This is a genomic window from Halopseudomonas sp., from assembly GCF_036960865.1.
In the GTDB taxonomy this organism is placed as follows: domain Bacteria; phylum Pseudomonadota; class Gammaproteobacteria; order Pseudomonadales; family Pseudomonadaceae; genus Halopseudomonas.
The window spans coordinates 1-24,680 of sequence record NZ_JBALWE010000007.1 but is presented as its reverse complement, the minus strand read 5'-3'; the positions used below and the strand labels follow the sequence as shown (position 1 = coordinate 24,680).

The window sequence follows — 24,680 nt, the reverse complement described above, 5'->3', positions numbered from 1 at the left end:
ATGTTGATCGATAACACCCTCAACACCGCGCTGATGACCGCCGAGCGACCGGTATCATCCCGCACCCGTGTCTGGTTTGTGCCGTTGCTCGCCACGCTGACACTGCATGCCGGTGCAGCGGGTCTGATTTACCTTGGCTGGCAACCACAGCCACCCACGGCGACGTCCGAGGCGCGTAGCATCAAGACTCAATTGGTGGTCATGCCAGCCCCGGCTGTGCAGCGCGAGCCCGCACCCATAACACCAACAGCAAAACCTGAGCCTGTCGTGCAACCTCCTCCGGCAGCGGTTGCGCCAACACCACCATCGCCGGTCAGACCGCCAGAACCGATTGCCAAGCCGCCGGACGCTGCGGCCATCGCGCGCAAGCAAGCCGAACAACATCGCCAGCGCGAGTTAGCCCGGCAGCAAGAAGCAGCAGCCAGCGCACGACGCGCCGCTGAGACGCAAGCACGGCTCCAGCATCAGGCGGCCGAACGGGAGGCAGCGCGACAGCGCGCCGCCGACACTGCAGCCGCTGCAAAAGCCGCAGACGTCAGCAGCTACGCACCGCTAACCAAGGTCGCCCCGGACTATCCGAGGCGTGCGCTCAGCCGTCACCTTGAAGGGGATTGCACCGTCGAATATACCGTTTTGGCAGATGGGCGCGTGAGTGACCCAAAGGTTGTGCCCAGCGCCTGCGAAGAGCAGATATTCGTGCGCCCTTCCCTCGCAGCGGCCAAGGACTTTGTTTATCAACCACGTATGATCAACGGTCAATCCGTGGCCGTCCCCGGTGTCCGCAATACCTTCCGTTATCGCCTGGAAACAGTGAGTCGACCATGAAGCAGGATCAGCAATTCCACCAAGCACTCGAGTCGCTGGACGATAGAATCATCAATACCAGTCAACAACCGAGCCTCAATCAGCTCGTTGACCAAAACCGAAGAAACCTGCTCAAGGGCGGCGCGGCGTTGACCTTGTGCGGGCTATTCCCGGCATTGCTCAGCCCACTTGCCAAAGCAGTTTCAGCAGACTTAAAAAAAACAACATTGCTTAACTTTCAGTCGGTTGAAGCAGTAACATCAACCAGTTTCGATAGCGTTAAAGTGCCGCCAGGCTACCGCGCCCAAGCGTTTTTCAGCTGGGGCGACGCAGTCATGCCAGATGCCCCGGCCTGGCGCGATGACGCCAGCAACAGCTGGCAGGACCAGTTATTACAGGCTGGGGACAACCACGACGGCATGCACTTCTTTCCGTTTGCCGAGAAGCCCGATGAACGCGGCCTGCTGGTGATCAATCACGAATACGTGAACCCGACTCTGCATACCGCGGGCATGAACTTCGTCGAGGACTCCGGAGGCTCTCGCACCCGGCCTGCAGAACAGGTACGCAAGGAGCTGGCGGCGCACGGCTTGAGTGTTATCGAGATTGCCAAGGATGATCAGGGTCAGTGGCAACGCGTAGCAAGGTCACCCTTCAATCGCCGTGTCAGCGGTTTTACACCTTTTCGGATCAGTGGCCCTTTGGCGGGTGACGCGCGCATGAAAACCGCCAGCAACCCCACAGGAGATGAAATTCTGGGCACGTTGAACAACTGCTCTATGGGCGTCACGCCCTGGGGCACCTTCCTGGCCTGCGAAGAAAACTTCCATAATTATTTCGTTAACCGTAACGAGCAGGACTACGCCCAGCGCCCCGAGCATAAGCGCTACGGCATAGGTCTGGGCGGCAGCAGCCGCTATTACGCCTGGGAGTCGGTTGAGCCACGGTTTAATGCCACGCCAGATGCCGAACAACCCCATCAGGGACATGTAAACGAGCCCAATCGTTTTGGCTGGGTGGTCGAGCTAGACCCCTTTGCGCCCGAAAGCAAACCCCTCAAGCGCACGGCGATGGGGCGGCTGGGGCGCGAATGTGCCGTTTGCTCCCTGGGCGAGGATGGCCGTATGGCCTTCTACTCCGGGGATGATGCTCGTGGTGAGTACCTGTACAAATTTGTGCCGGATGGAGCCTACCGGCCCGGCGAGCCTGAACACAACGCTCGCCTGCTGGATAGCGGTACGCTTTACGCAGCGCAATTCAACGCTGATGGCAGCGGGCGGTGGCTGCCGTTGCGGTTTGGCGAGCCGGGTCTGAGCGTGCAAGCGGGCTTTGCCGATCAACCGGCGGTGTTGCTCAACTCGCGCGGCGCGGCCGACGCGGTAGGTGCAACGCCGATGGATCGCCCCGAATGGGTAGCGGTACATCCGCACACCCGTGAAGCCTACGTTTCGCTGACCAACAACACCGACCGAGGCAAGGCAGATCCGACTGATGCCGCCAACCCCCGTGCCTACAATGTACACGGGCAAATCCTGCGTTGGCGCGAGGCCGGGGCAGACCCAACCGCAGAGAAGTTTGAGTGGGATATCTTTGTCATGGCCGGAGAAGGGCAGAACGCCGAGCACAGCATTCCAGATAACCGCGTTGGCAATATCAAGGGCGACCTGTTCTCCTCCCCCGATGGTATGGCTTTCGATAGCGCCGGACGCCTGTGGATACTCACCGACGCAGATGAAACCGCACCTTACATGAGCAGCATAGGCTCCAATCAGATGCTCTGCGCCGACCCTGTGAGCCGCGAGGTTCGACGCTTTCTGGTCGGCCCCTGGGGCGCAGAAATCACCGGTATCACCTGGTCCTTGGATGAAACCGCCATGTGGATCAATGTGCAGCACCCTGGCATCAGTTATCCGGCCAGTGACGGGCTTAGTCGCCCGCGGTCAACAACGGTATTGATTACCCGCGAAGATGGCGGCGTGATCGGCAGCTAAGGCCCATGGCGATCCTGGCGACTGAACCATCATGCGCAGCAACAGTCTCAACCTTGAAAGCTTTTAACTCATCAAGACAAGGATTTAACGCCATGGACTTTCTTCGCGTATTGATCGCCATACTGCTGCCGCCGCTTGGGGTATTCCTGCAGGTCGGTTTCGGCGGCGCTTTCTGGCTGAATATTCTGCTGACCATCTGCGGCTATATTCCAGGCATAGTGCACGCCGTCTGGATTATCGCGAAACGCTGAATTCAGCCCGCCACAAGTAATCAGGCCGTGCCCGGCATATACCGGGTACGGCCTTTTTTCTGTCCAGGGGGAGGCAGCCGCACGCTGCAAAACTGGCGACCGGGTCAAATAGCGGGATCAGCAACCTCAGCCCGTCCAAACCAGCGCTCTGCAGTAGCCGTTGCCTTGCCCTTCACCTCGTCGTCGATGTACATGGAAACCATGGCAAGCGCGCCGGCAAACACTCCCAGATCATCAGTAAATCCGACAAAGGGGGTGAAGTCTGGCATGGCATCGATAGGCGCGATGAAATACGCCAGCACGCTGAGGATCACTGCTTTCGCCCAACCCGGCGTTTCCGGGCGGCGCGCAGCGTAGTAAAGCCACAGTGCTTTCTCGACAACCTCGCGGCCGGCAGCACGTGCGTGCTGCGCCAACTTCTGCCAAAACGCCTTCTCACTAAAATGATGTTCCATGAGCGTCACCTCGCTGACTGCCTGCAATAACGGCACTCATTGTTGATGGGTAAATTCTGGATTGCTGACTAGAATGAGACAAAACGTTGTGTTTTACAACGTAGAGACAAACTCACGAGGGAGCAACCGGGCCATGCTGAAGAAACTGATTGTACTGTTGAGCGGTGTTTACGTCTTGGCGGCACAAGCCGATCTCAAGCCGGACGTGCTGGAGTGCGATGCCAAACGTGCAACCCGTAACGCTGCTATGGAGGCAACCTTGGGGGTCAGCGGCGGCTGCGACATGGGCAAGGCCACTGACAACGCCATGGACGATGCACGCGACAATGTGGGAGACCACTTAGATGATGCAAAAGATAACCTGCCAAACCTTGAACGTGATCACGACAAGCGACGCGGGCTTGATCGCGAGTGATCAGCCCGACCGTGATTCAACGCCCTTGATCACGGTGCAATTGCGCCCGGCTTCCTTGGCTTCGTAGAGACATACATCCGCTTCTCTCAGCCATTCATCCCGGTCTTTGTGGTCAGCTAGTAAGCAACCGCCTATGGAGACCGTGACCGCGCCACCTGGCGACCGTAATTGGAGCGCTACGCTTCGCTGAATATGCTGTGCGGCGCCGGCCAGACCGGCCTTGTCTACCTTTGGCACCAGGAGCACAAACTCTTCACCCCCTAGACGAAACACCCGGTCTGAGGCGCGAGAGGCGCTTTTTATCACCCGCACAAAATCGATCAGCACACGATCGCCCACGTTGTGTCCGTACCGGTCATTCACTGACTTGAAATGATCCAGGTCCAGAACCAGCAAACCAAAGCTCATGCCATAACGCTGGCTATCAGCAATCGCGATGTCGAGCTCCTCATCCATGGTGCGACGGTTGCCGATACCCGTGAGCGGATCAAGCGTGGCAAGCAGCGCCAGTTGACGCCGCTGGAATCGACTGCGGTAGGCAAACACAAAAGCGAACAGGCTAGCCATGAGATAGGTGACCACGAAGGACATCATCTGGTAATGGCTTTCGAAAATGTCCTGAGGTCGCAACCAGCCATAGATACATACAGCGACCAGAGTGGTCAGCGTGGCGATCAGGCTTTGCAGCGGCGGGACAACGAAAAAGTTGAATAGCACCAGGCAATAAAGCCAGAACAGGCCATTAATACCCAGTTTAATGGTGACCAGAAAGCCACCCAGTGAGTAGATGAAAGCAAGAAATTGACCAGGCCGTACGGTATTTCCGGTCCGCCAAGCATAAATAACAGCAAAGGCAGTGCCCAGCACCAGAAAGGTGTCGGTTAGCCCAACGACCCAATTCCGCTCTTGCAATCGATACACCGCGTAAGGCGTAACGCCGAACACGGAGCAGACTCCCACCAGTGTCACTATAGATAGCTGAAAGTCACTCTTCAGCCTTCCCCAAACACCTGACATTACGGGCTACCCTGGATAACTTCTTGTTATTGTAGTTTCTATTGTGTCTGTTGGGGGGCGGCGTTCATCGGCCCACCAGCTATTCTTTCCCCGGAGCAACAACGATGGGGCGGGCCAACATTAACGATTGCTTGGGTTAATGACAACCAGCTAATGGCGAGGTGACACATATGCCATGCTGCACTGCGATTTCGCCCTGCTCAGGTCGCTGCAGCGGTATCCTGAATGCGCTTAACCATTGCACGCAGCCCATTACCACGGGTTACGCTCAGGTGTTTCAACAGGTTGAGTTGAGCGAAGTAAGCCTCCACGTCGAAGGCGGTGATCTGTTCTGGTGTCTTGCCATTGTAGGCGGCCAGAACCACGGCCAGCAGGCCCTTGACGATAAAGGCGTCGCTGTCGGCGGCGAAATAGAGCTTACCGTCCTGCGCCTCGCTGACCAGCCAGACCTGGCTTTGGCAACCGCGTACCAGATGATCTTCACTGCGCAGCGCAGCATCCAACTCGGGCAATTCCTTACCCAGGTCAATGATGTATTTGTAGCGGTCTTCCCAATTATCGAAAAACGACAGGGTGTCGATAATGTCGTCGCTGGTGATATCGGTACCAAATTCGCTCATGTGCAAACCTTTCATGGGTTCAGTTAACAGCGAGCTGCAACCAACTCACTAAATGGCAAAGGAACTTTGAAAACCGGCGTTAAAAAAACATGCCGGTTTCAAGCTGAGCTTCTTCGCTCATCATTTCACGTTGCCATGGCGGATCAAATACCAGTTCAACCTTTACGCTTTCAACGTTAGGGACGCGTCGAACACGGTATTCCACGTCACCTACCAGCACCGGCCCCATGCCACAGCCGGGTGCGGTCAGGGTCATGTTGATGGTGACCGCGTGGGTGCTCTGATCGATGTCGAGCGAGTAGATCAGTCCCAGGTTGACCAAGTCGACCGGAATTTCCGGATCATATACGGTTTTCAGCGCCTCCCACACCTGCTCTTCGCTGATCTGGTCGTCGCTGGGCTCAGGAAACGATAGCAGCTCCGGCTCAAGACCCAGTGCCGCCGCATCGGTGCCATCAACCCGCACCATCTGGCCGTGATAGGTCACCGTATAGTTGCCGCCCAATGCCTGGGTGATGGTCACAAAGGTGTCTTTCGGGATGGTCAGTGGCGTGCCATCGGGTACGCGCCGCGCAGGACAATCAGCCTGCGCTACTACCATGCGTCTTTCCATACTCATCCGCGCGCTGCCCCGCTAGTTAACACTGAAGCTCTCTCCACAACCACACTCGTCCTTGACGTTGGGGTTGATGAACTTGATTTGCTGGTTGACCCCTTCACGCACTAGATCAATCTGCGTGCCGGACAACACCTCCAGGCTGTTGCTGTCGACCAGCAGTTCAACCTGCTCATCCAGCTGATAATGCAGGTCGCTGGCACTGCCCTGCTCGACCAGATCAATGGCGTACATAAAACCGGTACAACCACTTTTCTTGACGCTCAGACGCACGGACTTGCCCTGCGCGCTGCTCAGCTGGCGGCGAAAGTGCGCCAGGGCCGCGGGGCTGACGGTGACTACCTGACTGTTTGGATCAAAGGATTCAACACTCATTTCATGCACTCCTAAACCAGGAATTGCCTTGCCTTGTCCAACGCCTCGAACAAACGATCAACGTCTGCGCGGGTATTGTAGAAACTGAAACTGGCGCGCACCGTACCGGCAATACCAAACTGCTCCATGATCGGTTGCGCGCAATGATTTCCGGTACGTACCGCCACACCTTGCTGATCGAGCAGCAGCCCGACGTCATTCGGGTGCGCGCCTTCCAGCAAAAAGCTCAGCACGCTGGTCTTCTGCTGGGCAGTGCCCACCAGACGAATACCCGGTGTAGCCCGCGCTCGCTCTTCAGCATAGGCCAGCAAGGCTGCTTCGTGATCTGCTGCACCGGCGCGATCCAGAGACTGCAGATAATCAATGGCAGCCCCCAAGCCGATTACACCGGCAATATCGGGTGTACCCGCTTCAAACTTGTAGGGCAGCTGATTGAAACGCGTACCGGCGAAACTCACGGTTTCGATCATCTCGCCGCCACCCTGATACGGCGGCATGGCTTCAAGCAGCGCTTCCTTTCCGTAGAGCACGCCCAGACCGGTGGGTCCAAACAGCTTGTGCGAGGAGAATACGTAAAAGTCGCAATCCAGCGCCTGCACATCGACTGGCCAATGACTGACCGCCTGCGCGCCATCGATCAGAGTCAGGGCACCAGCGGCGTGCGCCAGGCGCACAATCTCCTGTACCGGGTTGACCGTACCCAGGGCATTGGAAACGTGACCACAGGCCACCATACGCACGCGGTCATCCAGCATGCCGGCAAAGGCGTCCAGGTCGATCGAGCCGTCTTCCAGCACGGGGATTGGCTCAACCGTAGCGCCCTTCTCCTGTGCAATCAGTTGCCAGGGCACGATATTGGAATGGTGCTCCATCGCGGAAACCAGAATACGGTCACCGGCCTGAAGTGTGCTACGCCCCCAACTGCTGGCAACCAGGTTGATGCCCTCAGTGGTGCCGCGCGTCCAGATCACCTGACGCGCCTGCGCGGCGTTGATGAAATCGGCTACCTTGACCCGTGCCGCCTCGAACTTTTCGGTGGCACGATCAGCCAGGGCGTGCGCACCACGGTGCACATTGCTGTTGTCCTGCTCGTAGTAATCAACGATGGCCTGAATCACCGCTCGCGGCTTTTGCGTGGTGGCGGCGTTATCCAGATACACCAGCGGATGCCCGTTGACCTGCTGCTGCAGGATAGGGAAATCGGCACGTACCCGCACGGCATCAAATGCCGGAATCTGGTTTTGCTCATTCATAACTGAGGTGCCCCACCTGCTCACTCCCCTGGCCAAACAGCGAGGCCAAACGGGGGCGCAGGTAATCCTGAATAGCCTGTTCAGGCACCTGCGTCAGCAGTTCATTGATGAAGCCGAAGCTCAGCATGGTCGTGGCGTCAGCCGCCGAAATACCGCGGCTCTGTAGGTAGTACAGCGAGGTTTCATCCAGCTGCGCGATGGTTGCGCCGTGGGCGCAGCGCACGTCATCAGCGTAGATTTCCAGCTCCGGCTTGGTATTGATTTCAGCCGTGCGCGAGGTCAGCAGATTCTTGTTGCTGAGCTCGGCAAGGGTTTTCTGCGCCTGCGGATGGATGTGAATCCGGCCGTTGAAGACAGCCTTGGCGGAGTCGCCAATGATGCCGCGAAACACTTCGTTGCTGGTGCAGTGCGGCACGCAATGTTCCACGTTGGTGTGGTAATCGATCACCTGCTTGTTGCGCGGCAGATAAACACCGTAGAGGTCCATATGTGCGCCTTCACCACGCATATTGACCTGGTAGTCGATGCGCTTGAGGCGGCTGCCCTGAGCCAGGGTAAAGCCATGAAAACGTGCGTCGCGGTGCAGGTCGGCATGGACGCCGCCCACATGCAGCAGGTTCTCTTCTTCCAGATTGATGCGGTAATGCTGCAAGCGCGCGTTGGCGCCGACCACCACTTCGGTGAGGCTGTTGACGAAGCCGTTCTGCTCGCGCGCATCGGAAGCAAAGTGCTCAATCACCTCTGCCTCGCTGCCCTCCTCCAGCACCACCAGCAAACGCTGGCTGGCAACCGCTGGCTGCGCCTCTGGTGTAGCCACGTTGAGGATGTAAACCGGCTTATCGAGAGTCTGATTGCGCGGCACGTGCAGCAGTATGCCGTCGTCTACCCAGGCGTTGCTCAAGGCGGCAAAAAGGTGGCGCTGGCTATCAACCACCTGCCCCAGATGCTGGGCGATCAGCGCCTGCTGATCAGCATCGGCGTCGGCAAAGCGCACAATGCCCGCGGGCAGCACACTGGAGCGCGCCGCGTTGAAGCGGCCATTGACGAACACCAGGCAGGTGGCGTCAAGTTCAACGCGCTCTACTGCATCAATGGCGCTGTCGTCTGCTTCGCCACCCCAGCGCAGATCACCCTGCTGCTGTAGCGGTGCCAACGAGATGTATTTCCAGAGTTCGGTCTTGCGGCCGGGCCAGCTGGCTGCCGACCAGTTGGCCGCACCCTGCTCACGCAGCGGCTGCAACCAGGCTGGCGTCTGCTGGCTGGCGGCCAGTTGCAATGCACTTTGTTGAAAATCAGTCATAGGTTCAGGCAACCTCGTTTTCCAGCCAACCGTAGCCTTTGGCTTCCAGCTCGAGCGCCAGGCTCTTGTCGCCAGACTTGACGATGCGACCGCCGGCCAGCACGTGAACGTAGTCCGGGATGATGTAGTCCAGCAGACGTTGGTAATGGGTCACCACCAAGAAGCTGCGATTGCCATCGCGCATGGCGTTGACGCCATCGGCGACGACTTGCAACGCGTCGATATCCAGACCCGAGTCGGTTTCGTCCAGGATGCACAGGTCCGGTTCAAGCAGCATCATCTGCATGATCTCATTGCGCTTTTTCTCACCACCGGAAAAACCTTCGTTGACACCGCGCTTGAGGAAGCTGGCGTCCAGGTTGACGCGCTTGCAAGTCTCGCGAGCGAGCTTGAGAAAGTCGACCGAAGACAGTTCAGTCTGGTTGTGATGCTTGCGCTTGGCATCAACCGCCGCTTTCAGGAACTCCATGTTGCTGACGCCGGGAATCTCCACCGGGTACTGGAATGCCAGGAACAGCCCTTCGCGGGCGCGCTCTTCGGTGTCCATTTCCAGCAGATTGTGCCCCTTGAAGGTAACGCTGCCGGCGGTGGCTTCGTAGCCTTGGCGCCCGGAGAGAACGTTGCCCAGGGTGCTTTTGCCTGAGCCGTTCGGCCCCATGATGGCGTGCACTTCACCTGGTTTCACCTCAATGGACAGGCCCTTGAGGATATCTTTCTCTTCAACTTTACCGTACAAGTCACTGATATTTAACATTTCGATGCCCAATAAATTACTTTAACTGTCAGCGCGGCGCAGCTGAGCCGCGCCAGCGTATTTACCTGAACCTGCGTCGCTGACGCTTAGCCCACCGAGCCTTCAAGGCTGACTTCCAGCAGCTTGCCGGCTTCGACGGCAAACTCCATCGGCAGCTCCTTGAAGACCTCTCGGCAGAAGCCGTTGACGATCATCGACACGGCCTTCTCTGCGTCCAGGCCGCGCTGCTGGCACAGGAACAGCTGATCATCGCTGACCTTGGACGTCGTCGCCTCATGCTCGACGACGGCACTAGGGTTTTTGCTTTCGATATACGGGAAGGTATGTGCGCCGCAGCGATCGCCAATCAACAGGGAGTCGCACTGCGTGAAGTTACGCGCGCCCTCGGCGCCGGGATTGATGCGCACCAGACCGCGATAGGCGCTGTCGCTGCGACCGGCGGAAATGCCCTTGGCGATGATCGTTGAGCGCGTGTTCTTGCCCAGGTGGATCATCTTGGTGCCGGTGTCGGCCTGCTGGAAATTGTTGGTCAGCGCAACCGAGTAGAACTCACCGACACTGTTGTCACCTTTCAGTACACAGCTCGGATACTTCCAGGTCACGGCTGAGCCGGTCTCGACCTGAGTCCAGGAAATCTTCGCATTGGTATGGGCGATGCCACGCTTGGTCACGAAGTTGTAGATGCCGCCCTTACCTTCGGCGTTACCTGGGTACCAGTTCTGCACCGTGGAGTACTTGATTTGCGCGTCATCCAGGGCAACCAGCTCAACAACGGCGGCGTGCAACTGGTTCTCATCACGCATGGGAGCGGTACAACCTTCGAGGTAGCTGACGTAGGAACCTTCATCGGCGACGATCAGCGTGCGCTCAAACTGCCCGGTGTTCATCTCGTTGATGCGGAAATAGGTAGAGAGCTCCATGGGGCAACGCACACCCTTGGGAATGTAGACAAAGGAGCCATCGGAGAACACAGCGGAGTTCAGCGCCGCGTAATAGTTGTCCTTCTGCGGGACCACACTGCCGAGATACTTTTTCAGCAGGTCGGGATACTTGTGTACCGCCTCGCTGATCGGGCAGAAAATGACACCCGCTTCATACAGCTTCTCGCGGAAGGTGGTGACCACCGAGACCGAGTCAAATACCGCATCAACCGCAACGCCAGCGAGCATCTCTTGCTCGTGCAGCGGAATACCCAGCTTTTCGTAGGTTCTCAGCAGCTCCGGGTCCACCTCATCAAGGCTCTTTGGCTTGTTGTCCATACTCTTTGGGGCGGAGTAATAGGACACTGCCTGAAAGTCGATCTCGGGATAGTGCACGTGGGCCCAGGTGGGCTCTTCCATTTCCTGCCAGGCACGAAATGCCTTAAGACGCCACTCCAGCAGCCACTCGGGCTCTCCCTTCTTGGCGGAGATGAAGCGGACAACATCTTCGTCAAGACCTGGAGGCAGCGTCTCGGACTCGATGGCGGAGTGGAATCCGGCCGCGTAATCTTTCTTGATCAGGCTTTCGACTTGTTCAGTCACGGTATCACCTCAATCCTGCCGCCCAATGGAATCGGGCCGCCACTTTCATAGTTCAGGCATTGCACTGCCTAGCCAGCAGTGCATCGATGGAAGGCTCTATGGCCTCTTCAGATAATGCGTTCCAGCTCGCTGACTTTCTGCCGAGCCGACGCCGGACAATTGTCCTGACGTGTTTTAACACGTTGAATATCGTCACGAGACACCAGATCGGCCAGCGTGATGTCATTCAGAAACTGACGCAGCCGGGCACTCAAATCCGACCACAGATGATGGGTGAGACAGACTTCGCCGTGCTGGCAGTCGCCTTTACCCAGGCAACGCGTCGCATCCATGGAGTCGTTAACCGCCTCGACAATCTGCGCCACGCTGATAGCACCAGGACCACCAGACAATCGGTAGCCGCCGCCCGGCCCCCGCACACTCTCGACCAGCTTGCTGCGGCGCAACTTGGCGAACAGCTGTTCCAGATAGGAAATGGACACACCCTGACGTAATGAAATATCAGCCAGGGTAATGGGGCCCTGATCTTCGTGCAGTGCCAGATCCAGCATGGCTGTGACGGCGTAACGACCCTTTGTGGTCAGTCGCATAGGCGCTCTCGGACGGTGGAAATCTGCGTGCAACTATGCAATATCCAAGCAAAACAGTCAAGTATTCGGCCGAGTCCGCCGGGCGCATTATAAAGAGTCGATGGCACTGTCGAAAGGCTGATAACACCGGAACATTTACATTGATTAAACACAAAACGGTTAATACCTAAGCTGAGACAATGCTAAGGTTTGAAGGTTTTGAACACCCATAACAAGGAGCCACCTCAGAATGAGCCATCACAAGCAGTTCTACATCAATGGTAAGTGGGTCGAGCCCAAAGGCGATAAGACGCTGGACGTGATCAATCCAGCCACCGAAGAAGCCGTCGCTACCATCGCGCTGGGCAACAAGGAAGACGTCGACCTGGCTGTCGCCGCCGCCAAGAATGCCTTTGACACCTACGCCAACACCACCCGTGAAGAGCGCATCGCGCTGCTCGAACGCGTCATGGCGGTCTTCCAGAAACGCATGGGCGAGGTCGCAGAGGCAATCTCAATCGAGATGGGCGCCCCCGCCAAGCTGTCCAAGGTTGCGCAGGCCCCTTCCGGTCTCGGCCATTTTGCCGCGGCGCTGGAGGCCCTGAAAGAATTTGAATTTGAAGAGCAGATCGGTAAAACCCAGGTGGTCAAGGAGCCGATTGGCGTTTGCGGCCTGATCACGCCTTGGAACTGGCCGATGAACCAGCTGACGTGCAAGATCGCACCAGCCCTCGCAACCGGCTGCACTATGGTGCTCAAGCCTTCCGAAGTCGCGCCGCTGTCCGCTCTGCTGCTGGCAGAAATCCTGGACGAAGCCGGCGTGCCGGCGGGCGTGTTCAACCTAGTCAATGGCGACGGCCCCACCGTTGGCGCGGCCATGTCGGCGCACCCGGACATCGACATGATGTCTTTCACCGGCTCCACCGGTGCAGGCCGCCAGGTCATGCAGAATGGCGCACAAACCATCAAACGCGTCGCTCTGGAACTGGGTGGCAAGTCGGCCAACATCCTGCTGGACGATGTGGACTTCGAGAAGATGGTCGCCCATGGCGTGATGTCCTGCATGAACAACAGCGGCCAGTCATGCAACGCACCGACACGCATGCTGGTGCCCAACAGCCGCATGGATGAGGTTGCTGCCATCGCTCAGGCCGTGGTTGCCAAGGTCAAGGCAGGCGACCCGAACTCAGACGACACCGTGATTGGCCCGGTTGTTTCCAAAGCCCAATGGAACAAGATTCAGGACCTGATCACCGCCGGTATCGAGGAAGGCGCCAAGGTTGTTGGCGGCGGCCCGGGTCGCCCTGAGGGTATCGACAAGGGTTATTACGTCAAGCCCACCGTCTTCAGCCACGTCAACAACGAGATGACCATCGCCCGCGAAGAGATCTTCGGGCCGGTTCTGTCGATCATTGGCTATGAAGACGAAGACGATGCCGTGCGCATTGCCAACGACACCAATTACGGTCTGTCCGGTTACGTATCCTCCAGCGATCTGGAGCGCGCCCGCAAGGTGGCACGTCGCATTCGCACCGGTATGGTTCACCTCAACGGCGCACCGCTGGATAACAAGGCGCCCTTTGGTGGTTACAAGGAGTCGGGTAACGGCCGCGAATGGGGCCATTACGGTTTTGAGGACTTCCTCGAGATCAAGTCGATCTTCGGCTACCACGCGAAACAAGGTTGAGCGCTGCGGTAAGCAGCTGGTAAACCAAAAGCACGAAATAAAAAACCCGGCCTAGGCCGGGTTTTTTATTTGCCTGCAGCCGGTGAGCTGCAGGCTGGTCGCGGAGATTAACCCAGCGACTTGACCGCTTCGATCATCTGTACCATGACCTTCTGCGCGTCGCCGTAGACCATAGAGGTATTGTCGAGGAAGAACAGTTCGTTCTCGACCCCAGAATACCCCTTGCCCTGACCACGCTTGACCACGTAAGCCTGGCGCGCCATATCTACGTTCAGAATCGGCATACCATAGATCGGGCTCGACTTGCGGGTACGTGCCGCAGGGTTAACCACGTCGTTGGCACCCAGCACGATAGCCACGTCTGCCTGGGCGAAGTCCTCGTTGATATCTTCCAGATCATAGATGATGTCGTAAGGTACGCCCGCTTCGGCCAGCAGTACGTTCATGTGGCCTGGCATACGACCGGCAACCGGGTGGATGGCGAAATTCACCTCGACACCCTGCTTCTGCAGCAGCTTCACGAACTCATAAAGCTTGTGCTGTGCCTGTGCAACCGCCAGACCATAGCCCGGAACGATAATGACCTTGCTGGCGTAGTACATGGCAATCGCTGCGTCGGAAGCATCAGCCGACTTCATGGTGCCCTGGATCTCGCCGTCTGCGCCGTCATCTTCGCCACCGAAGTCACTGAAGATGATGTTGCTGACTTGACGGTTCATTGCCTTGGCCATCATCAGCGTCAGCAACGTGCCGGCAGAGCCCACAACAGTACCGGCAATGATCATCGCCGGGTTCTGCAGTACAAAACCTTCAAAGGCAACCGCCAAACCGGTAAAGGCGTTGTACAGCGAGATAACTACCGGCATGTCGGCACCGCCGATCGGCGTTGTCAGCATGACGCCCAGCACCAGTGCGATGATGAAGAACAGCGCAACCACAAATACCGGCACTTGAACCACATCCATCAGCCCCATGACCACTACCGCGGCACCCAGTGCCAACGCGGCGCAGAACAGGCCAAGGTTGACATACTGCTGCTTGGGCAAACGCCAGGACTTGTTCATGCGACCATCCAGCTTGGCCCAGGCAATCAGCGAACCAGACAGTGCAACTGCACCAATCAGACCGCCCAGAATCGCCAGCAGGGTCACTACCGGACCATGCGCCAGGGCATTGCCGGAAAACAGCTCGGTGGCCGCAATGGCAGCCGCTGCGCCGCCGCCCATACCGTTATAGAGTGCAACCATCTGCGGCATGTCGGTCATGGCAACGCGCTTGCCGCTGAACCAGGCCCAGGTCACACCCAGACCCAGAGCAATAACCAGCAACAGCAGGTTGGTGCCCAGATAAGGCTCGGCGCGCGGCGCCACATCAAAGCCATAAAGGAAGGCCGCTGCTACAGCCAGGACCATACCACCGCCGGCAACAACAATACCGGAACGGGCGGTAACCGGGCTAGCCATACGCTTGAGGCCATAAAGGAACAGGAAAGCTGCGACAAAGTAGGCCGCGTCAATCAGAAAAGCACTGAACATGGTCTACTTACTCCTTGTCTGCGCCAGGCGCTTTGTTGGTTGGTTTGAACATTTCCAGCATGCGTTCGGTAACCACGTAACCACCGGCGGCGTTACCCGCACCCAGCAGTACGCCAACGAAGCCAATGACCTGCTCAAGTGTGGAACCCGCGTTCAGCAGTGCCCACATCGCGCCAACCACGACAATACCGTGGATGAAGTTAGAGCCGGACATCAGCGGCGTGTGCAGAATGGCCGGAACGCGGCCGATGATTTCATAACCAGCGAAGGCCGCCAGCAAGAAAATATACAGGGCTACGAAGCCTGTGATGGTGACTGACATATCCATAGTGGGCTCCTTATGCCTGCTCTGCGACGGCAGCACGTGCCGCCTCGTTGCGAATTTCACCCTCGTGGGTCAGTACGCTCTTGGCCAGCACTTCGTCTTCCCAGTCGAGCTTCAGCTCACCTTCTTCAACCATCAGCGAAACCAGGGCCAGCAGGTTGCGCGAGTACAGCTCGGAAGCGTGCTCGGCCAGGTTACTGGTGATGTTCAGCGGTGCAACGATGGTTGCCGGACCGGCTTCGACTGTCTCACCGGGCTTGGTCAGCGGCGTGTTGCCACCGCCCTCGGCGGCCAGGTCGATGATGATGGCACCACTCTTCATACCCATGATCTGGGCTTCGGTGATGATCTTCGGGCTCGGCTTGCCAGGAATAGATGCGGTGGTGATGACCGCGTCAGCCTGCTGGATGTGGCGGGTCAGAACAGCCTCGACCTGCTGCTTCTCTTCGTCGGTCAGCTCACGGGCGTAGCCGCCCTCACCTACCGCGTTCACGCCGGTATCGACAAACTTGCCACCCACCGACTGAACCTGTTCCTTAACCTCGGGACGCACGTCGTAACCTTCGATCATGGCACCCAGGCGCTTGGCGGTTGCCAGTGCCTGCAAGCCGGCAACGCCAGCCCCCATGACCAGTACTTTCGCCGGGCGCAACGAGCCAACGGCAGTGGTCATCATGGGCAGGATGCGGTTGAGGTTGGTAGCTGCCAGCAAAGCGGCATAGTAACCAGCCAACGCCGCTTGCGAAGACAATGCATCCATTGCCTGCGCACGGGTGATACGGGGTACCAGCTCCATGGCAAAACAGGTGATCTTGCGTTCTTGCAGCGCCTTGACCACCGCAGGCTCACGCTGGGCGTAGATGAAGCTGAACAGAATTGACCCTTCGGCCATCTGTGCAACATCTTCTACGGTTGGCGGCTGAACCCGGAAGATGAGCTTGGCGCCCTCACCTGTTCCCAGGGTTACGCCCGCATCGGTATAGGCACTGTCGGGAATCCGCGCAGCGTTGCCAGCACCGGACTCGAGACTGATATCAAGCCCCAGTTTCTGCAGCTTGGCTGCAACAGAGGGAACCAGGGCGACACGTTTTTCGTGCTCCCTCGTCTCTCTGGGAATGTACAAAGGAATGGACATAATGACTCCTCATCGGCGAAAAGGCGCATATGATAGCGCAGCCACTCGACCAAACGCGACAAAAGGTTGCACATAAGCGACAGATATACCAAATGAATCAGGCGGGCGAAATGACGCCATCGACAGCAAACTCACGCTGGTACTCGCGCATCAGCTGCTGATTGTCGTGCTGCCACGGATGGAAGTCGTCCCGGTAAAAATCCCGGTATACGCCCCAGAGGCTGGATAGAAAGCCGCCCCGCCCCCAGAGCCACGCCAACCCCTTGCGCCACATCCGCAGATTGGTCAATTCGCCGTCACGCCGCAGCATGTGCCACATGCCACGGGTAACGTCCTTGAGAAAGAAGAAGGTGGACTGACGCATCGCCGCACGCAGCAGCTTACGGTCACCGCACACCTGCATGTAGACATCAAAGGCTACAGCCTTGTGTTCCGTCTCTTCCAGGGCATGCCAGCGCCAGATTCGCTGCATCGGTTCGATGGCTCCGTCGAACCAGTGCCGCTCGCGCAGCACCGAGTCGGCCATGATCGCGGTGAAATGCTCCATCGCCACCGTGCCGGCCAGCTGGCGCTCCGGCGAAAAGTGCTTCTGAACATAGCGAATGCGCCGTTTGACCGGCTGCATCAGCCTCTCCACGTCATAGCCCAGATCACTCAGACGCTGGTTGTATTCGACATGCTCACGACTGTGATGCCCTTCCTGCCCAATAAAACCCTTGATCAGCGCAAGCTGGTCGGCGTCGTCTATCTGCGGGCGAAAATGGCGTACGGAATCTATAAAGAAGCGCTCCCCGTCCGGGAACAGAATAGACATGGCGTTGAAAAAGTGGGTTTTGAACGGATCGCCGCCGTGCCAATGCCTGGGCAAGGACTCAGGCAAGGCAAAGTCGATACGCCGCGGCTTGATGGCCAGATCCGCCGGCTGCAGTGCTGTCATGGGTCACCTCGTACTGGTCTGCTGTCATTATTGTTAGGGTGCAACGAGAGTCATCAAGTCTCCTATCCTCTGCCCAGCAGGGACTAAACACAAGCCTGTTTCACCGGCATGAAGACTGGCACATTTTCCCCCAGCATCTACTGTTACTAAAGATTTCAGCATTTGCCATTCACGCTTGGGGGTCCTTCATGGATGCAGTAATTGGCTTTCTAAACACGATTTTCTGGGGCTATGTACTTATTTATGGCCTGTTGGCCGTCGGGGTATTTTTCACCATCAGGCTTGGCTTTCTGCAATTTCTGCACTTTGGCGAGATGATTCGCTCTATTCTGGGCTCACGCAAAAGCGACAAGGCCGGTATTTCGCCATTTCAGGCGCTCTGCACCAGCCTGGCCTCACGGGTCGGTACCGGCAATCTCGCTGGCGTAGCTGTTGCTCTGTACCTGGGCGGCGCAGGGGCCATCTTCTGGATGTGGATGGTTGCCCTCGTGGGCATGGCGACCGCGTACTCTGAAAGCAGCCTGGCGCAACTGTATAAGGTACGCGACGGCGAGGGTCAGTACCGCGGCGGTCCGGCGTTTTATATTTCCAAAGGCCTGAAAGCGCCGTGGGCCGGCAGCATCTTTTCGGTGTGCCTGATCATTTCCTTCGGGCTGGTGTTCAATGCCGTGCAGGCCAATTCGATCGCTGACGCAATGGAGGGCGCCTTCGGCTTCTCCAAGCTGGCGGTCGGGGTAGTCATTGCGGTACTGGCGGGAATGGTGATTTTTGGTGGTCTGCGCTCCATTGCTCGCTTCGCCGAAATCATCGTTCCCTTCATGGCAGCAGCCTATGTGCTGATGGCGTTATACGTGCTGGCCATGAACATCAGCGAGGTTCCCGCCGTACTCGCCCTGATATTCAAGAGCGCCTTCGGCCTTGAGGAAGCCGCCGGTGGCGTTGCCGGCTCGGTGACCGCTGCAATGCTAAACGGCATCAAGCGCGGCCTGTTTTCAAATGAAGCAGGTATGGGCTCGGCACCCAACGTGGCCGCCACCGCAACGCCCGCGCCGCACCATCCCTCGTCCCAGGGCTTTGTGCAGGCCATGGGCGTCTTCATCGACACCCTGGTGATCTGTACCGCCACCGCCGTGATGATTCTCCTTTCTGGCGTACTCGAACCCGGTAACGGCGTGACCGGCACCCAGTTGACCCAACTGGCCATGGAGGCGCACATCGGGGTGGCCGGCAAGTATTTCATTGCCGTAGCAATCCTGTTTTTCGCCTTCACCTCAATCGTTGCCAATTATTCCTACGCGGAGAACGCCATGGTCTTTCTCGGCGTGGGCAACAAGGCGGGCATGCTCGTCTTGCGCTGCGCCGCCTTGGCCATGGTGATCTGGGGCGCCTATCAGGCAGTCGGGACTGTGTTCAATGCAGCCGACGCGTCGATGGGGTTGATGGCAACCATTAACCTGATTGCTATTTTGATGCTGTCCGGCACTGTGGTGAAGCTGACCAAGGACTACATGGCCCAGCGTAAGGCAGGTGAAGAGCCGACCTTCAAGGCTGCCGACTACCCGGAGCTGAAAGAGAAGATCAGCTCCGATATCTGGTACTAAGAAAAAAGGCCAGCACTCGCGCTGCGGGTGCTGGCCTTCGGTAGCAGCTTTCTAAAGCTAAATCAGCCTTTCATTTCCTGCAAAGCATTGCCGCCATCCACCACCAGCATCTGGCCAGTCATGTAGCTGCAACCCTCACTGGCCAGAAACAGGGCGACCCGCGCTACTTCTTCAGGACGACCAGGCCGGCCAACCGGCGTACGGCGCCCGGCTTCCAGCTCTGCCGGCATGCTTGACGGTGTTTCAATCCAGCCCGGTGCGATGGCGTTAACCGTAATGCCCTGCCCGGCCACTTCGTGCGCGATGGAGCGGGTCAGCCCCACCATCGCTGACTTGGCGGCGCTGTAACCGGCGGTACCCGGAAAGGTCACCAGCGGGCCGGTGACGGATGCGATATTGATCACGCGGCCAAAACCCGCCTGCAGCATATGCTGCAATACCAATTGGCTTACGTGCACACAGGTGTTGAGATTCAGATCGATCTCTCGCTGCCAGTGTTGAAACGGCATCTGGTGAAACAACTCACCAATCGGCTCCTCAACCCCAGACTGCGTCATCCCTGCGTTGTTGACCAGAATGTCTACCTGACCAAAGCGCGTCATGATCTGATCGACCAACTCGGCGGCCTGTTCAGGGTGTGTCAGGTCAGCCACCAACGCCATACTGCGTGCACGCTCCGGATCCAGCTCGTTTTGCCGCTGAAAGATACGGTTGGTGGTAGACGTCAGCACCACCGCCGCACCCGCAGCGTAGAACATCCTGGCAGTCGCAAAGCCGATACCATCAGGGCTGCCGGCACCGGTCACCAGCGCAACCCGGCCGGTGAGATCTGTCATGCTGTGCGGCATCACTATTGCGCCAGCCGCCAGGTAGTACCACCCTTGCCGTCTTCCAGTACAACGCCCATCGCGGTCAAGTCATCACGAATGCGATCAGACTCAGCCCAGTTCTTCTCGGCGCGTGCCTGCAGACGCGCCTGAATGAGCGCGTCAACAGCAGCGGCATCGACCTTGTCGGCTGCACCGGCCTGCAGGAAGGCATCGGGCTCCAACTGCAATACGCCAAGCACCTCGGACAGCTGTTGCAGACGAGCGGCCAGTGCTGCTGCGGATTGCAGGTCGGTTTCTTTCAACCGGTTAACCTCGCGCACCATCTCGAACAGTACCGCACAGGCTTCCGGCGTGTTGAAATCGTCATTCATGGCTGCCGCGAAACGTTCGGCATATTCGTCACCACCAGCAGCTGCGGCTTTCGGCAAGCCCTTGAGCGCATGATAAAACCGCTCCAGGGCACCCTTGGCTTCTTTCAGGTTGTCCTCGGAGTAGTTGATCGCACTGCGATAGTGGCTGGAGACCAGCAGATAGCGCACCACTTCAGGATGGTACTTTTCCAGCACCTCACGAATAGTGAAGAAGTTGCCCAGCGACTTGGACATTTTCTCACCATCGACCCGCACCGCACCGGCGTGCATCCAGCTGGCTGCGTACAGCTCCCCGGTGGCCGCTTCGCTCTGTGCGATCTCGTTTTCGTGGTGCGGAAACACCAGGTCCGGCCCGCCGCCGTGAATGTCGAAGGTGTTTCCCAGGCAGCAGGTGGACATAACCGAACATTCGATATGCCAGCCCGGACGCCCCTCGCCCCAAGGCGAGGTCCAGCTCGGCTCGCCGGGTTTGACGCCTTTCCACAGCACGAAGTCCAGTGGATCTTCCTTGGCCTCATCCACCTCAACCCTGGCACCGCTACGCAGGTCTTCGGTCTTTTTGCGTGACAACTTGCCGTAGTCGGCAAAGCGGCTGACGCGGTAATACACGTCACCGTTGCCGGGTGCGTACGCGAAGCCCTTGTCGATCAGCGTCTGGATCATGCTATGCATGCCCGGCACGTGCTCGCTCGCCTTGGGCTCCTGATCCGGGCGTTGCACATTGAGACGTGCTTCGTCTTCGTGCATGGCCGCGATCATGCGGCCGGTCAGTTGTTGAAAGGTTTCACCATTTTCATTGGCGCGACGGATGATCTTGTCGTCAATGTCAGTGATATTGCGAATATAGGTCAGATCATAGCCACTGTGGCGAAACCAGCGCGCTACCACGTCAAAGGCAACCATTACTCGCGCGTGACCGATGTGGCAGTAGTCGTACACGGTCATGCCGCAGACGTACATACGTACCTGATTGCCGATCAGCGGCTTGAAGGCTTCCTTGGTCTTGCTCAGCGTGTTGTAGATCGTCAGCGCCATCAGTTACCCCAGGAGTCGCGCAAGGTGACAGTACGGTTGAATACCGGGCGCTCTGCGGTGGCGTCTTTCGAGTCCAGGCAGAAGTAACCTTCACGCTCGAACTGGAAGCGGTCATCCACTGTCGCCGCTGCCAGCGAGGGTTCGGCGCGGCAGCCCTTGAGCACAACCAGGGATTCGGGATTGATGTTGTCCAGGAAGCCAGCGCCCTCTTCGCCCTTGTCCGGATTCGGCGTCTTGAACAAGCGATCGTACAGACGTACTTCGCATTCGATGCTGGCGGCTGCCGGCACCCAGTGAATCACACCCTTGACCTTGCGACCTTCGGGGTTCTTGCCCAGCGTCTCCGGATCATAGGAGCACAGCAGCTCGACAATATTGCCCTCGGCATCGGTCACCGCCTCATCGGCGCGAATCACATAGCTCCCGCGCAGACGTACTTCGCCACCCGGCACCAGGCGCTTGTAGCCCTTGGGCGGGTCGACCATGTAGTCGTCCTGATCGATGTATATCTCGCGCTCAAAGGGCAGTTCGCGCACCCCGATGTCTTCCTTGGGATGACGCGGCAAATTCAGCAGCTCGGTCTGACCCTCGGGATAATTGGTGATGGTCACTTTCAGTGGCTTGAGCACACACATGGCGCGCGGTGCGTGGGCATCCAGGTCATCACGGATACAGAATTCCAGCACGCCCATGTCAACCACACCGTCCGAGCGGGTCACACCAATGCGCTCACAGAACTCGCGAATCGACGCCGGCGTGTAACCACGACGACGGAAAGCACTGATAGTGGACATGCGTGGATCGTCCCAGCCATCCACGTGCTTCTCATCAACCAGCTGTTTCAGCTTGCGCTTGCTGGTCACCGTGTAATTCAGGTTCAGACGGGCAAATTCATACTGCCGTGGCGTAGCCGGCACCGGCAGATTGTTCAGACACCATTCGTACAGCGGACGGTGATCTTCAAACTCCAGCGTACAGATCGAGTGGGTAACACCTTCAATCGCATCAGACTGACCGTGAGTGAAGTCATAGCTGGGATACACGCACCACTTGTCACCCGTCTGGTGATGATGGGCGTGGCGGATACGGTACAGAATGGGATCGCGCAGGTTCATGTTGGGCGCGGCCATGTCGATCTTGGCGCGCAGCACCTTGGCGCCGTCGGCAAACTCGCCAGCGGTCATGCGGGCAAACTGATCCAGATTGTCCTCGACGCTACGCTCACGGAACGGACTATTCTTGCCGGGCTCGGTCAGCGAGCCACGGTACTCACGCGCCTGCTCCGGAGACAGCTCGCAAACATACGCCTTGCCGGCCTTTATCAGCTCGATGGCCCAGGCATGCAACTGATCAAAATAGTCGGAGGCATAGCGCACATTGCCAGCCCATTGAAAGCCCAGCCACTCGACATCCTGCTTGATGGCATCAATGTATTCCTGTTCTTCCTTGGCGGGATTGGTGTCATCAAAACGCAGGTGACAGGCACCACCAAACTCCTTGGCCAACCCGAAATTGAGGCAGATCGATTTGGCGTGGCCAATATGCAGATAGCCGTTGGGCTCAGGAGGAAATCGGGTGACGATACTATCGTGCTTGCCGCTGCTCAGATCAGATTGAACAATCTGGCGCAGAAAGTGGCTTGGCGGCGTGGCTTCGGGTTTGTTCATAAGGTCAGCAAAACTCGCTACGGGTGACGCCTGCGGCATCACGGATTTTGGCTAGGCCGAGTTGGCCAAAACCCGTATCATACCCGAAACTGTCAAGCGCCTGAATGCGACAACGCACTTGCGCGACCTACCCACTCAGATTTTTTGCCCGAGGACTGCCCGATGGTCAAACTGCATACAAACTACGGCGTTATCACCCTTGAACTGTTCGCCGACAAAGCGCCCGAGACAGTCGAAAACTTCAAGCAGTACGTGCGTGATGGCCACTACGACGGCACCATCTTTCATCGCGTCATCAGCAACTTCATGATTCAGGGCGGCGGTTTTGAACCCGGCATGAAGCAGAAAGACACCCGCGCGCCCATCAAGAACGAAGCCGACAACGGCGTTGGCAACGCGGTAGGCACCGTCGCCATGGCACGCACCATGGAGCCGCATTCCGCCAGCGCCCAGTTCTTCATCAACGTGTCTGACAACAGCTTCCTCAACCACACAGCTCCCACTACTCAGGGCTGGGGTTACGCCGTGTTCGGCAAGGTCACCGACGGCATGGACGTGGTCGAGAAAATCAAGGCTGTAAGCACCACCTCGCGTGCCGGTCACCAGGACGTTCCCGCAGACGACGTTATCATCGAACGCGCTGAACTGGTCGACTGAGTACCACCTCGCAGATGCGCTATCTGTTTATTTCCGACCTGCATCTCGAAGCAAAACGCCCGGATATCACCCGGGCGTTTTTGCGATGCCTGAAAGAACAGGCCAGCAATGTTGATGAACTTTACATTCTGGGCGACTTTTTTGAGGTCTGGCTTGGCGATGACGCCATGGATGCGCTGGGCGAACAGACCGCAGCCGCACTGGCCGAGCTGAGCCGCAAGGGCGTAAAGATCTTCCTTATGCACGGCAACCGCGACTTTCTGCTCGGGCGCCGCTTTTGTCGCAAGGCCGGATGCACGCTGCTGCGCGACCCAAGCATCGTCAACCTGAACGGGGAACCGGTGCTGCTGATGCACGGCGATAGCCTCTGCACTGACGACCTCGACTACATGCGCATGCGCAAATGGCTGCGCAACCCGGCCAGTCGCTTCATCCTGCGCAACCTGCCACTGCGTACTCGGCAGAAAATTGGCCGCAAGCTGCGCGATGAAAGCCAAAGCCGCACGCGGATGAAAGCGGCAGACATTACCGACGTTAATCTTGGACAGGTTGCAGAAGCCATGCGCAATGAAGGCGTGCGCACTCTGATCCACGGCCACACCCACCGCCCTGCCCGGCACCCCCTTATGATTGACGGCGAACCCGCCGAGCGCATCGTCCTGGGCGACTGGGATCAGGCCGGCTGGTACTTGCTGGCCGATGAGCACGGCTACCACCTTGAATCCTTCGCTTTGGATCCAGGCGACCCAGGCGATAAGCTACAAGCCAACCACGGCTAACCCTAAACGAAAAAACCCCGGCTCTCGCGAGACCGGGGTTTTTCTTGCCGCGTGGCGCGTGCGGCGGCGTTAAGCCAGCGGCTTAAAGCTTGCCTTCCAGTTCAGGCACCGCTTCAAACAGGTCTGCAACCAGACCGTAATCCGCTACCTGGAAGATCGGCGCTTCTTCATCCTTGTT

The 24,680-nt window shown here is 58.0% G+C and carries 25 protein-coding genes and 1 pseudogene; 8 read left to right on the top strand and 18 right to left on the bottom strand.

Annotated features, from left to right (window positions below; all coding sequences use genetic code 11):
- The 3 genes from V7747_RS11090 to V7747_RS11080 all read left to right on the top strand — a co-directional run bounded on the left by V7747_RS11090 (position 1) and on the right by V7747_RS11080 (position 3,046).
- A complete protein-coding gene (locus V7747_RS11090) occupies positions 1-825 on the top strand; it encodes an energy transducer TonB (protein ID WP_335616102.1) in 825 nt (274 codons plus the stop codon).
- The gene (locus V7747_RS11085; RefSeq protein ID WP_335616101.1) at positions 822-2,795 is read left to right on the top strand and encodes a PhoX family protein; all 1,974 of its coding nucleotides are present in this window, start codon (positions 822-824) and stop codon (positions 2,793-2,795) included. The genes V7747_RS11090 and V7747_RS11085 overlap by 4 nt, the downstream gene beginning before the upstream one ends.
- 92 nt (positions 2,796-2,887) lie before the next feature.
- Positions 2,888-3,046, top strand: coding sequence for a YqaE/Pmp3 family membrane protein (locus V7747_RS11080; protein WP_335616100.1), 159 nt, complete (start codon positions 2,888-2,890; stop codon positions 3,044-3,046).
- A gap of 104 nt (positions 3,047-3,150) precedes the next feature.
- Here the strand turns inward: V7747_RS11080 and V7747_RS11075 are convergent, their stop codons facing one another.
- Positions 3,151-3,501: a YkvA family protein gene (locus V7747_RS11075; RefSeq protein ID WP_335616099.1), complete on the bottom strand. Its 351-nt coding sequence runs from the start codon at positions 3,499-3,501 to the stop codon at positions 3,151-3,153.
- Positions 3,502-3,634: 133 nt separating this feature from the next.
- Between V7747_RS11075 and V7747_RS11070 the strand changes: the two genes are divergently transcribed.
- Positions 3,635-3,916, top strand: coding sequence for a hypothetical protein (locus V7747_RS11070; RefSeq protein ID WP_335616098.1), 282 nt, complete (start codon positions 3,635-3,637; stop codon positions 3,914-3,916).
- On the opposite strand, the gene V7747_RS11065 is transcribed toward V7747_RS11070, so the two are convergent.
- The 9 genes from V7747_RS11065 to V7747_RS11025 form a co-directional block, all read right to left on the bottom strand.
- Positions 3,917-4,861: a GGDEF domain-containing protein gene (locus V7747_RS11065; RefSeq protein ID WP_335616097.1), complete on the bottom strand. Its 945-nt coding sequence runs from the start codon at positions 4,859-4,861 to the stop codon at positions 3,917-3,919.
- Between the two features lie 272 nt (positions 4,862-5,133).
- Entirely contained in the window at positions 5,134-5,553 is a 420-nt protein-coding gene (locus V7747_RS11060; protein ID WP_335616096.1) for a SufE family protein, read from the bottom strand.
- Positions 5,554-5,632: 79 nt separating this feature from the next.
- Complete coding sequence (gene sufT, locus V7747_RS11055) at positions 5,633-6,172, bottom strand: putative Fe-S cluster assembly protein SufT (RefSeq protein WP_335616095.1); 540 nt, start codon at positions 6,170-6,172, stop codon at positions 5,633-5,635.
- A 15-nt stretch (positions 6,173-6,187) separates the two neighbouring features.
- Positions 6,188-6,544, bottom strand: coding sequence for a HesB/IscA family protein (locus tag V7747_RS11050; RefSeq protein WP_335616094.1), 357 nt, complete (start codon positions 6,542-6,544; stop codon positions 6,188-6,190).
- An 11-nt stretch (positions 6,545-6,555) separates the two neighbouring features.
- The gene (locus V7747_RS11045; protein ID WP_335616093.1) at positions 6,556-7,797 is read right to left on the bottom strand and encodes a cysteine desulfurase; all 1,242 of its coding nucleotides are present in this window, start codon (positions 7,795-7,797) and stop codon (positions 6,556-6,558) included.
- Positions 7,790-9,097 (bottom strand): Fe-S cluster assembly protein SufD, encoded by a 1,308-nt coding sequence (sufD, locus tag V7747_RS11040; protein WP_335616092.1) that lies wholly within the window; start codon positions 9,095-9,097, stop codon positions 7,790-7,792. The genes V7747_RS11045 and sufD overlap by 8 nt, the downstream gene beginning before the upstream one ends.
- A gap of 4 nt (positions 9,098-9,101) precedes the next feature.
- The gene (gene sufC, locus V7747_RS11035; RefSeq protein ID WP_335616091.1) at positions 9,102-9,851 is read right to left on the bottom strand and encodes a Fe-S cluster assembly ATPase SufC; all 750 of its coding nucleotides are present in this window, start codon (positions 9,849-9,851) and stop codon (positions 9,102-9,104) included.
- A gap of 86 nt (positions 9,852-9,937) precedes the next feature.
- Positions 9,938-11,374, bottom strand: a complete 1,437-nt coding sequence (sufB, locus tag V7747_RS11030; RefSeq protein ID WP_335616090.1) for a Fe-S cluster assembly protein SufB — start codon at positions 11,372-11,374, stop codon at positions 9,938-9,940.
- Between the two features lie 107 nt (positions 11,375-11,481).
- Entirely contained in the window at positions 11,482-11,964 is a 483-nt protein-coding gene (locus V7747_RS11025; protein ID WP_335616089.1) for a Fe-S cluster assembly transcription factor, read from the bottom strand.
- Positions 11,965-12,193: 229 nt separating this feature from the next.
- Here V7747_RS11025 and V7747_RS11020 point away from each other — a divergent pair, with 229 nt between their 5' ends.
- The gene (locus V7747_RS11020; protein ID WP_335616088.1) at positions 12,194-13,630 is read left to right on the top strand and encodes an aldehyde dehydrogenase family protein; all 1,437 of its coding nucleotides are present in this window, start codon (positions 12,194-12,196) and stop codon (positions 13,628-13,630) included.
- A 107-nt stretch (positions 13,631-13,737) separates the two neighbouring features.
- Here the strand turns inward: V7747_RS11020 and V7747_RS11015 are convergent, their stop codons facing one another.
- The 4 genes from V7747_RS11015 to V7747_RS11000 all read right to left on the bottom strand — a co-directional run bounded on the left by V7747_RS11015 (position 13,738) and on the right by V7747_RS11000 (position 17,562).
- Positions 13,738-15,165: an NAD(P)(+) transhydrogenase (Re/Si-specific) subunit beta gene (locus tag V7747_RS11015; protein ID WP_335616087.1), complete on the bottom strand. Its 1,428-nt coding sequence runs from the start codon at positions 15,163-15,165 to the stop codon at positions 13,738-13,740.
- Between the two features lie 7 nt (positions 15,166-15,172).
- The gene (locus tag V7747_RS11010; RefSeq protein ID WP_090475079.1) at positions 15,173-15,493 is read right to left on the bottom strand and encodes an NAD(P) transhydrogenase subunit alpha; all 321 of its coding nucleotides are present in this window, start codon (positions 15,491-15,493) and stop codon (positions 15,173-15,175) included.
- A 10-nt stretch (positions 15,494-15,503) separates the two neighbouring features.
- The gene (locus tag V7747_RS11005; RefSeq protein WP_335616086.1) at positions 15,504-16,625 is read right to left on the bottom strand and encodes an NAD(P) transhydrogenase subunit alpha; all 1,122 of its coding nucleotides are present in this window, start codon (positions 16,623-16,625) and stop codon (positions 15,504-15,506) included.
- A 97-nt stretch (positions 16,626-16,722) separates the two neighbouring features.
- Positions 16,723-17,562: a metal-dependent hydrolase gene (locus V7747_RS11000; protein WP_335616085.1), complete on the bottom strand. Its 840-nt coding sequence runs from the start codon at positions 17,560-17,562 to the stop codon at positions 16,723-16,725.
- Positions 17,563-17,750: 188 nt separating this feature from the next.
- Between V7747_RS11000 and V7747_RS10995 the strand changes: the two genes are divergently transcribed.
- Positions 17,751-19,163 carry an alanine/glycine:cation symporter family protein gene (locus V7747_RS10995; RefSeq protein ID WP_335616084.1) on the top strand — a complete coding sequence of 471 codons (1,413 nt, stop codon included), beginning with the start codon at positions 17,751-17,753 and terminating at the stop codon, positions 19,161-19,163.
- 62 nt (positions 19,164-19,225) lie between these two features.
- On the opposite strand, the gene V7747_RS10990 is transcribed toward V7747_RS10995, so the two are convergent.
- From V7747_RS10990 to V7747_RS10980, 3 genes are read right to left on the bottom strand one after another with little or no spacing between them, the layout of a single operon-like run.
- Positions 19,226-19,999 carry an SDR family NAD(P)-dependent oxidoreductase gene (locus tag V7747_RS10990; protein WP_335616083.1) on the bottom strand — a complete coding sequence of 258 codons (774 nt, stop codon included), beginning with the start codon at positions 19,997-19,999 and terminating at the stop codon, positions 19,226-19,228.
- Between the two features lie 14 nt (positions 20,000-20,013).
- Positions 20,014-21,399, bottom strand: a complete 1,386-nt coding sequence (gene cysS, locus V7747_RS10985) for a cysteine--tRNA ligase (protein ID WP_335616082.1) — start codon at positions 21,397-21,399, stop codon at positions 20,014-20,016.
- Complete coding sequence (locus V7747_RS10980) at positions 21,399-23,066, bottom strand: glutamine--tRNA ligase/YqeY domain fusion protein (RefSeq protein WP_335616081.1); 1,668 nt, start codon at positions 23,064-23,066, stop codon at positions 21,399-21,401. The genes cysS and V7747_RS10980 overlap by 1 nt, the downstream gene beginning before the upstream one ends.
- 162 nt (positions 23,067-23,228) lie before the next feature.
- Here V7747_RS10980 and V7747_RS10975 point away from each other — a divergent pair, with 162 nt between their 5' ends.
- Together V7747_RS10975 and V7747_RS10970 are read left to right on the top strand one after the other, a co-directional pair.
- Positions 23,229-23,723 (top strand): peptidylprolyl isomerase, encoded by a 495-nt coding sequence (locus V7747_RS10975; RefSeq protein WP_335616080.1) that lies wholly within the window; start codon positions 23,229-23,231, stop codon positions 23,721-23,723.
- Between the two features lie 14 nt (positions 23,724-23,737).
- Positions 23,738-24,502, top strand: coding sequence for a UDP-2,3-diacylglucosamine diphosphatase (locus V7747_RS10970; RefSeq protein WP_335616079.1), 765 nt, complete (start codon positions 23,738-23,740; stop codon positions 24,500-24,502).
- An 82-nt stretch (positions 24,503-24,584) separates the two neighbouring features.
- Here the strand turns inward: V7747_RS10970 and V7747_RS10965 are convergent.
- Positions 24,585-24,680, bottom strand: a pseudogene (locus tag V7747_RS10965) (electron transfer flavoprotein subunit alpha/FixB family protein); the annotation flags it as partial.

Excerpts from the sequence above, each read along its gene's own strand:
- V7747_RS11015 (WP_335616087.1), bottom strand. The coding sequence starts at position 15,165 with ATGTTCAGTGCTTTTCTGATTGACGCGGCCTACTTTGTCGCAGCTTTC.
- sufD (WP_335616092.1), bottom strand. The coding sequence starts at position 9,097 with ATGACTGATTTTCAACAAAGTGCATTGCAACTGGCCGCCAGCCAGCAG.
- V7747_RS10970 (WP_335616079.1), top strand. The coding sequence starts at position 23,738 with ATGCGCTATCTGTTTATTTCCGACCTGCATCTCGAAGCAAAACGCCCG.
- V7747_RS11050 (WP_335616094.1), bottom strand. The coding sequence starts at position 6,544 with ATGAGTGTTGAATCCTTTGATCCAAACAGTCAGGTAGTCACCGTCAGC.
- V7747_RS10975 (WP_335616080.1), top strand. The coding sequence starts at position 23,229 with ATGGTCAAACTGCATACAAACTACGGCGTTATCACCCTTGAACTGTTC.
- V7747_RS11005 (WP_335616086.1), bottom strand. The coding sequence starts at position 16,625 with ATGTCCATTCCTTTGTACATTCCCAGAGAGACGAGGGAGCACGAAAAA.
- V7747_RS11090 (WP_335616102.1), top strand. The coding sequence starts at position 1 with ATGTTGATCGATAACACCCTCAACACCGCGCTGATGACCGCCGAGCGA.
- sufT (WP_335616095.1), bottom strand. The coding sequence starts at position 6,172 with ATGAGTATGGAAAGACGCATGGTAGTAGCGCAGGCTGATTGTCCTGCG.
- V7747_RS11080 (WP_335616100.1), top strand. The coding sequence starts at position 2,888 with ATGGACTTTCTTCGCGTATTGATCGCCATACTGCTGCCGCCGCTTGGG.
- V7747_RS11025 (WP_335616089.1), bottom strand. The coding sequence starts at position 11,964 with ATGCGACTGACCACAAAGGGTCGTTACGCCGTCACAGCCATGCTGGAT.
- V7747_RS10980 (WP_335616081.1), bottom strand. The coding sequence starts at position 23,066 with ATGAACAAACCCGAAGCCACGCCGCCAAGCCACTTTCTGCGCCAGATT.
- V7747_RS10995 (WP_335616084.1), top strand. The coding sequence starts at position 17,751 with ATGGATGCAGTAATTGGCTTTCTAAACACGATTTTCTGGGGCTATGTA.
- V7747_RS11020 (WP_335616088.1), top strand. The coding sequence starts at position 12,194 with ATGAGCCATCACAAGCAGTTCTACATCAATGGTAAGTGGGTCGAGCCC.
- V7747_RS11060 (WP_335616096.1), bottom strand. The coding sequence starts at position 5,553 with ATGAGCGAATTTGGTACCGATATCACCAGCGACGACATTATCGACACC.
- V7747_RS11085 (WP_335616101.1), top strand. The coding sequence starts at position 822 with ATGAAGCAGGATCAGCAATTCCACCAAGCACTCGAGTCGCTGGACGAT.
- sufC (WP_335616091.1), bottom strand. The coding sequence starts at position 9,851 with ATGTTAAATATCAGTGACTTGTACGGTAAAGTTGAAGAGAAAGATATC.
- V7747_RS10990 (WP_335616083.1), bottom strand. The coding sequence starts at position 19,999 with ATGACAGATCTCACCGGCCGGGTTGCGCTGGTGACCGGTGCCGGCAGC.
- V7747_RS11010 (WP_090475079.1), bottom strand. The coding sequence starts at position 15,493 with ATGGATATGTCAGTCACCATCACAGGCTTCGTAGCCCTGTATATTTTC.
- V7747_RS11000 (WP_335616085.1), bottom strand. The coding sequence starts at position 17,562 with ATGACAGCACTGCAGCCGGCGGATCTGGCCATCAAGCCGCGGCGTATC.
- V7747_RS11070 (WP_335616098.1), top strand. The coding sequence starts at position 3,635 with ATGCTGAAGAAACTGATTGTACTGTTGAGCGGTGTTTACGTCTTGGCG.
- cysS (WP_335616082.1), bottom strand. The coding sequence starts at position 21,399 with ATGGCGCTGACGATCTACAACACGCTGAGCAAGACCAAGGAAGCCTTC.
- V7747_RS11045 (WP_335616093.1), bottom strand. The coding sequence starts at position 7,797 with ATGAATGAGCAAAACCAGATTCCGGCATTTGATGCCGTGCGGGTACGT.
- V7747_RS11075 (WP_335616099.1), bottom strand. The coding sequence starts at position 3,501 with ATGGAACATCATTTTAGTGAGAAGGCGTTTTGGCAGAAGTTGGCGCAG.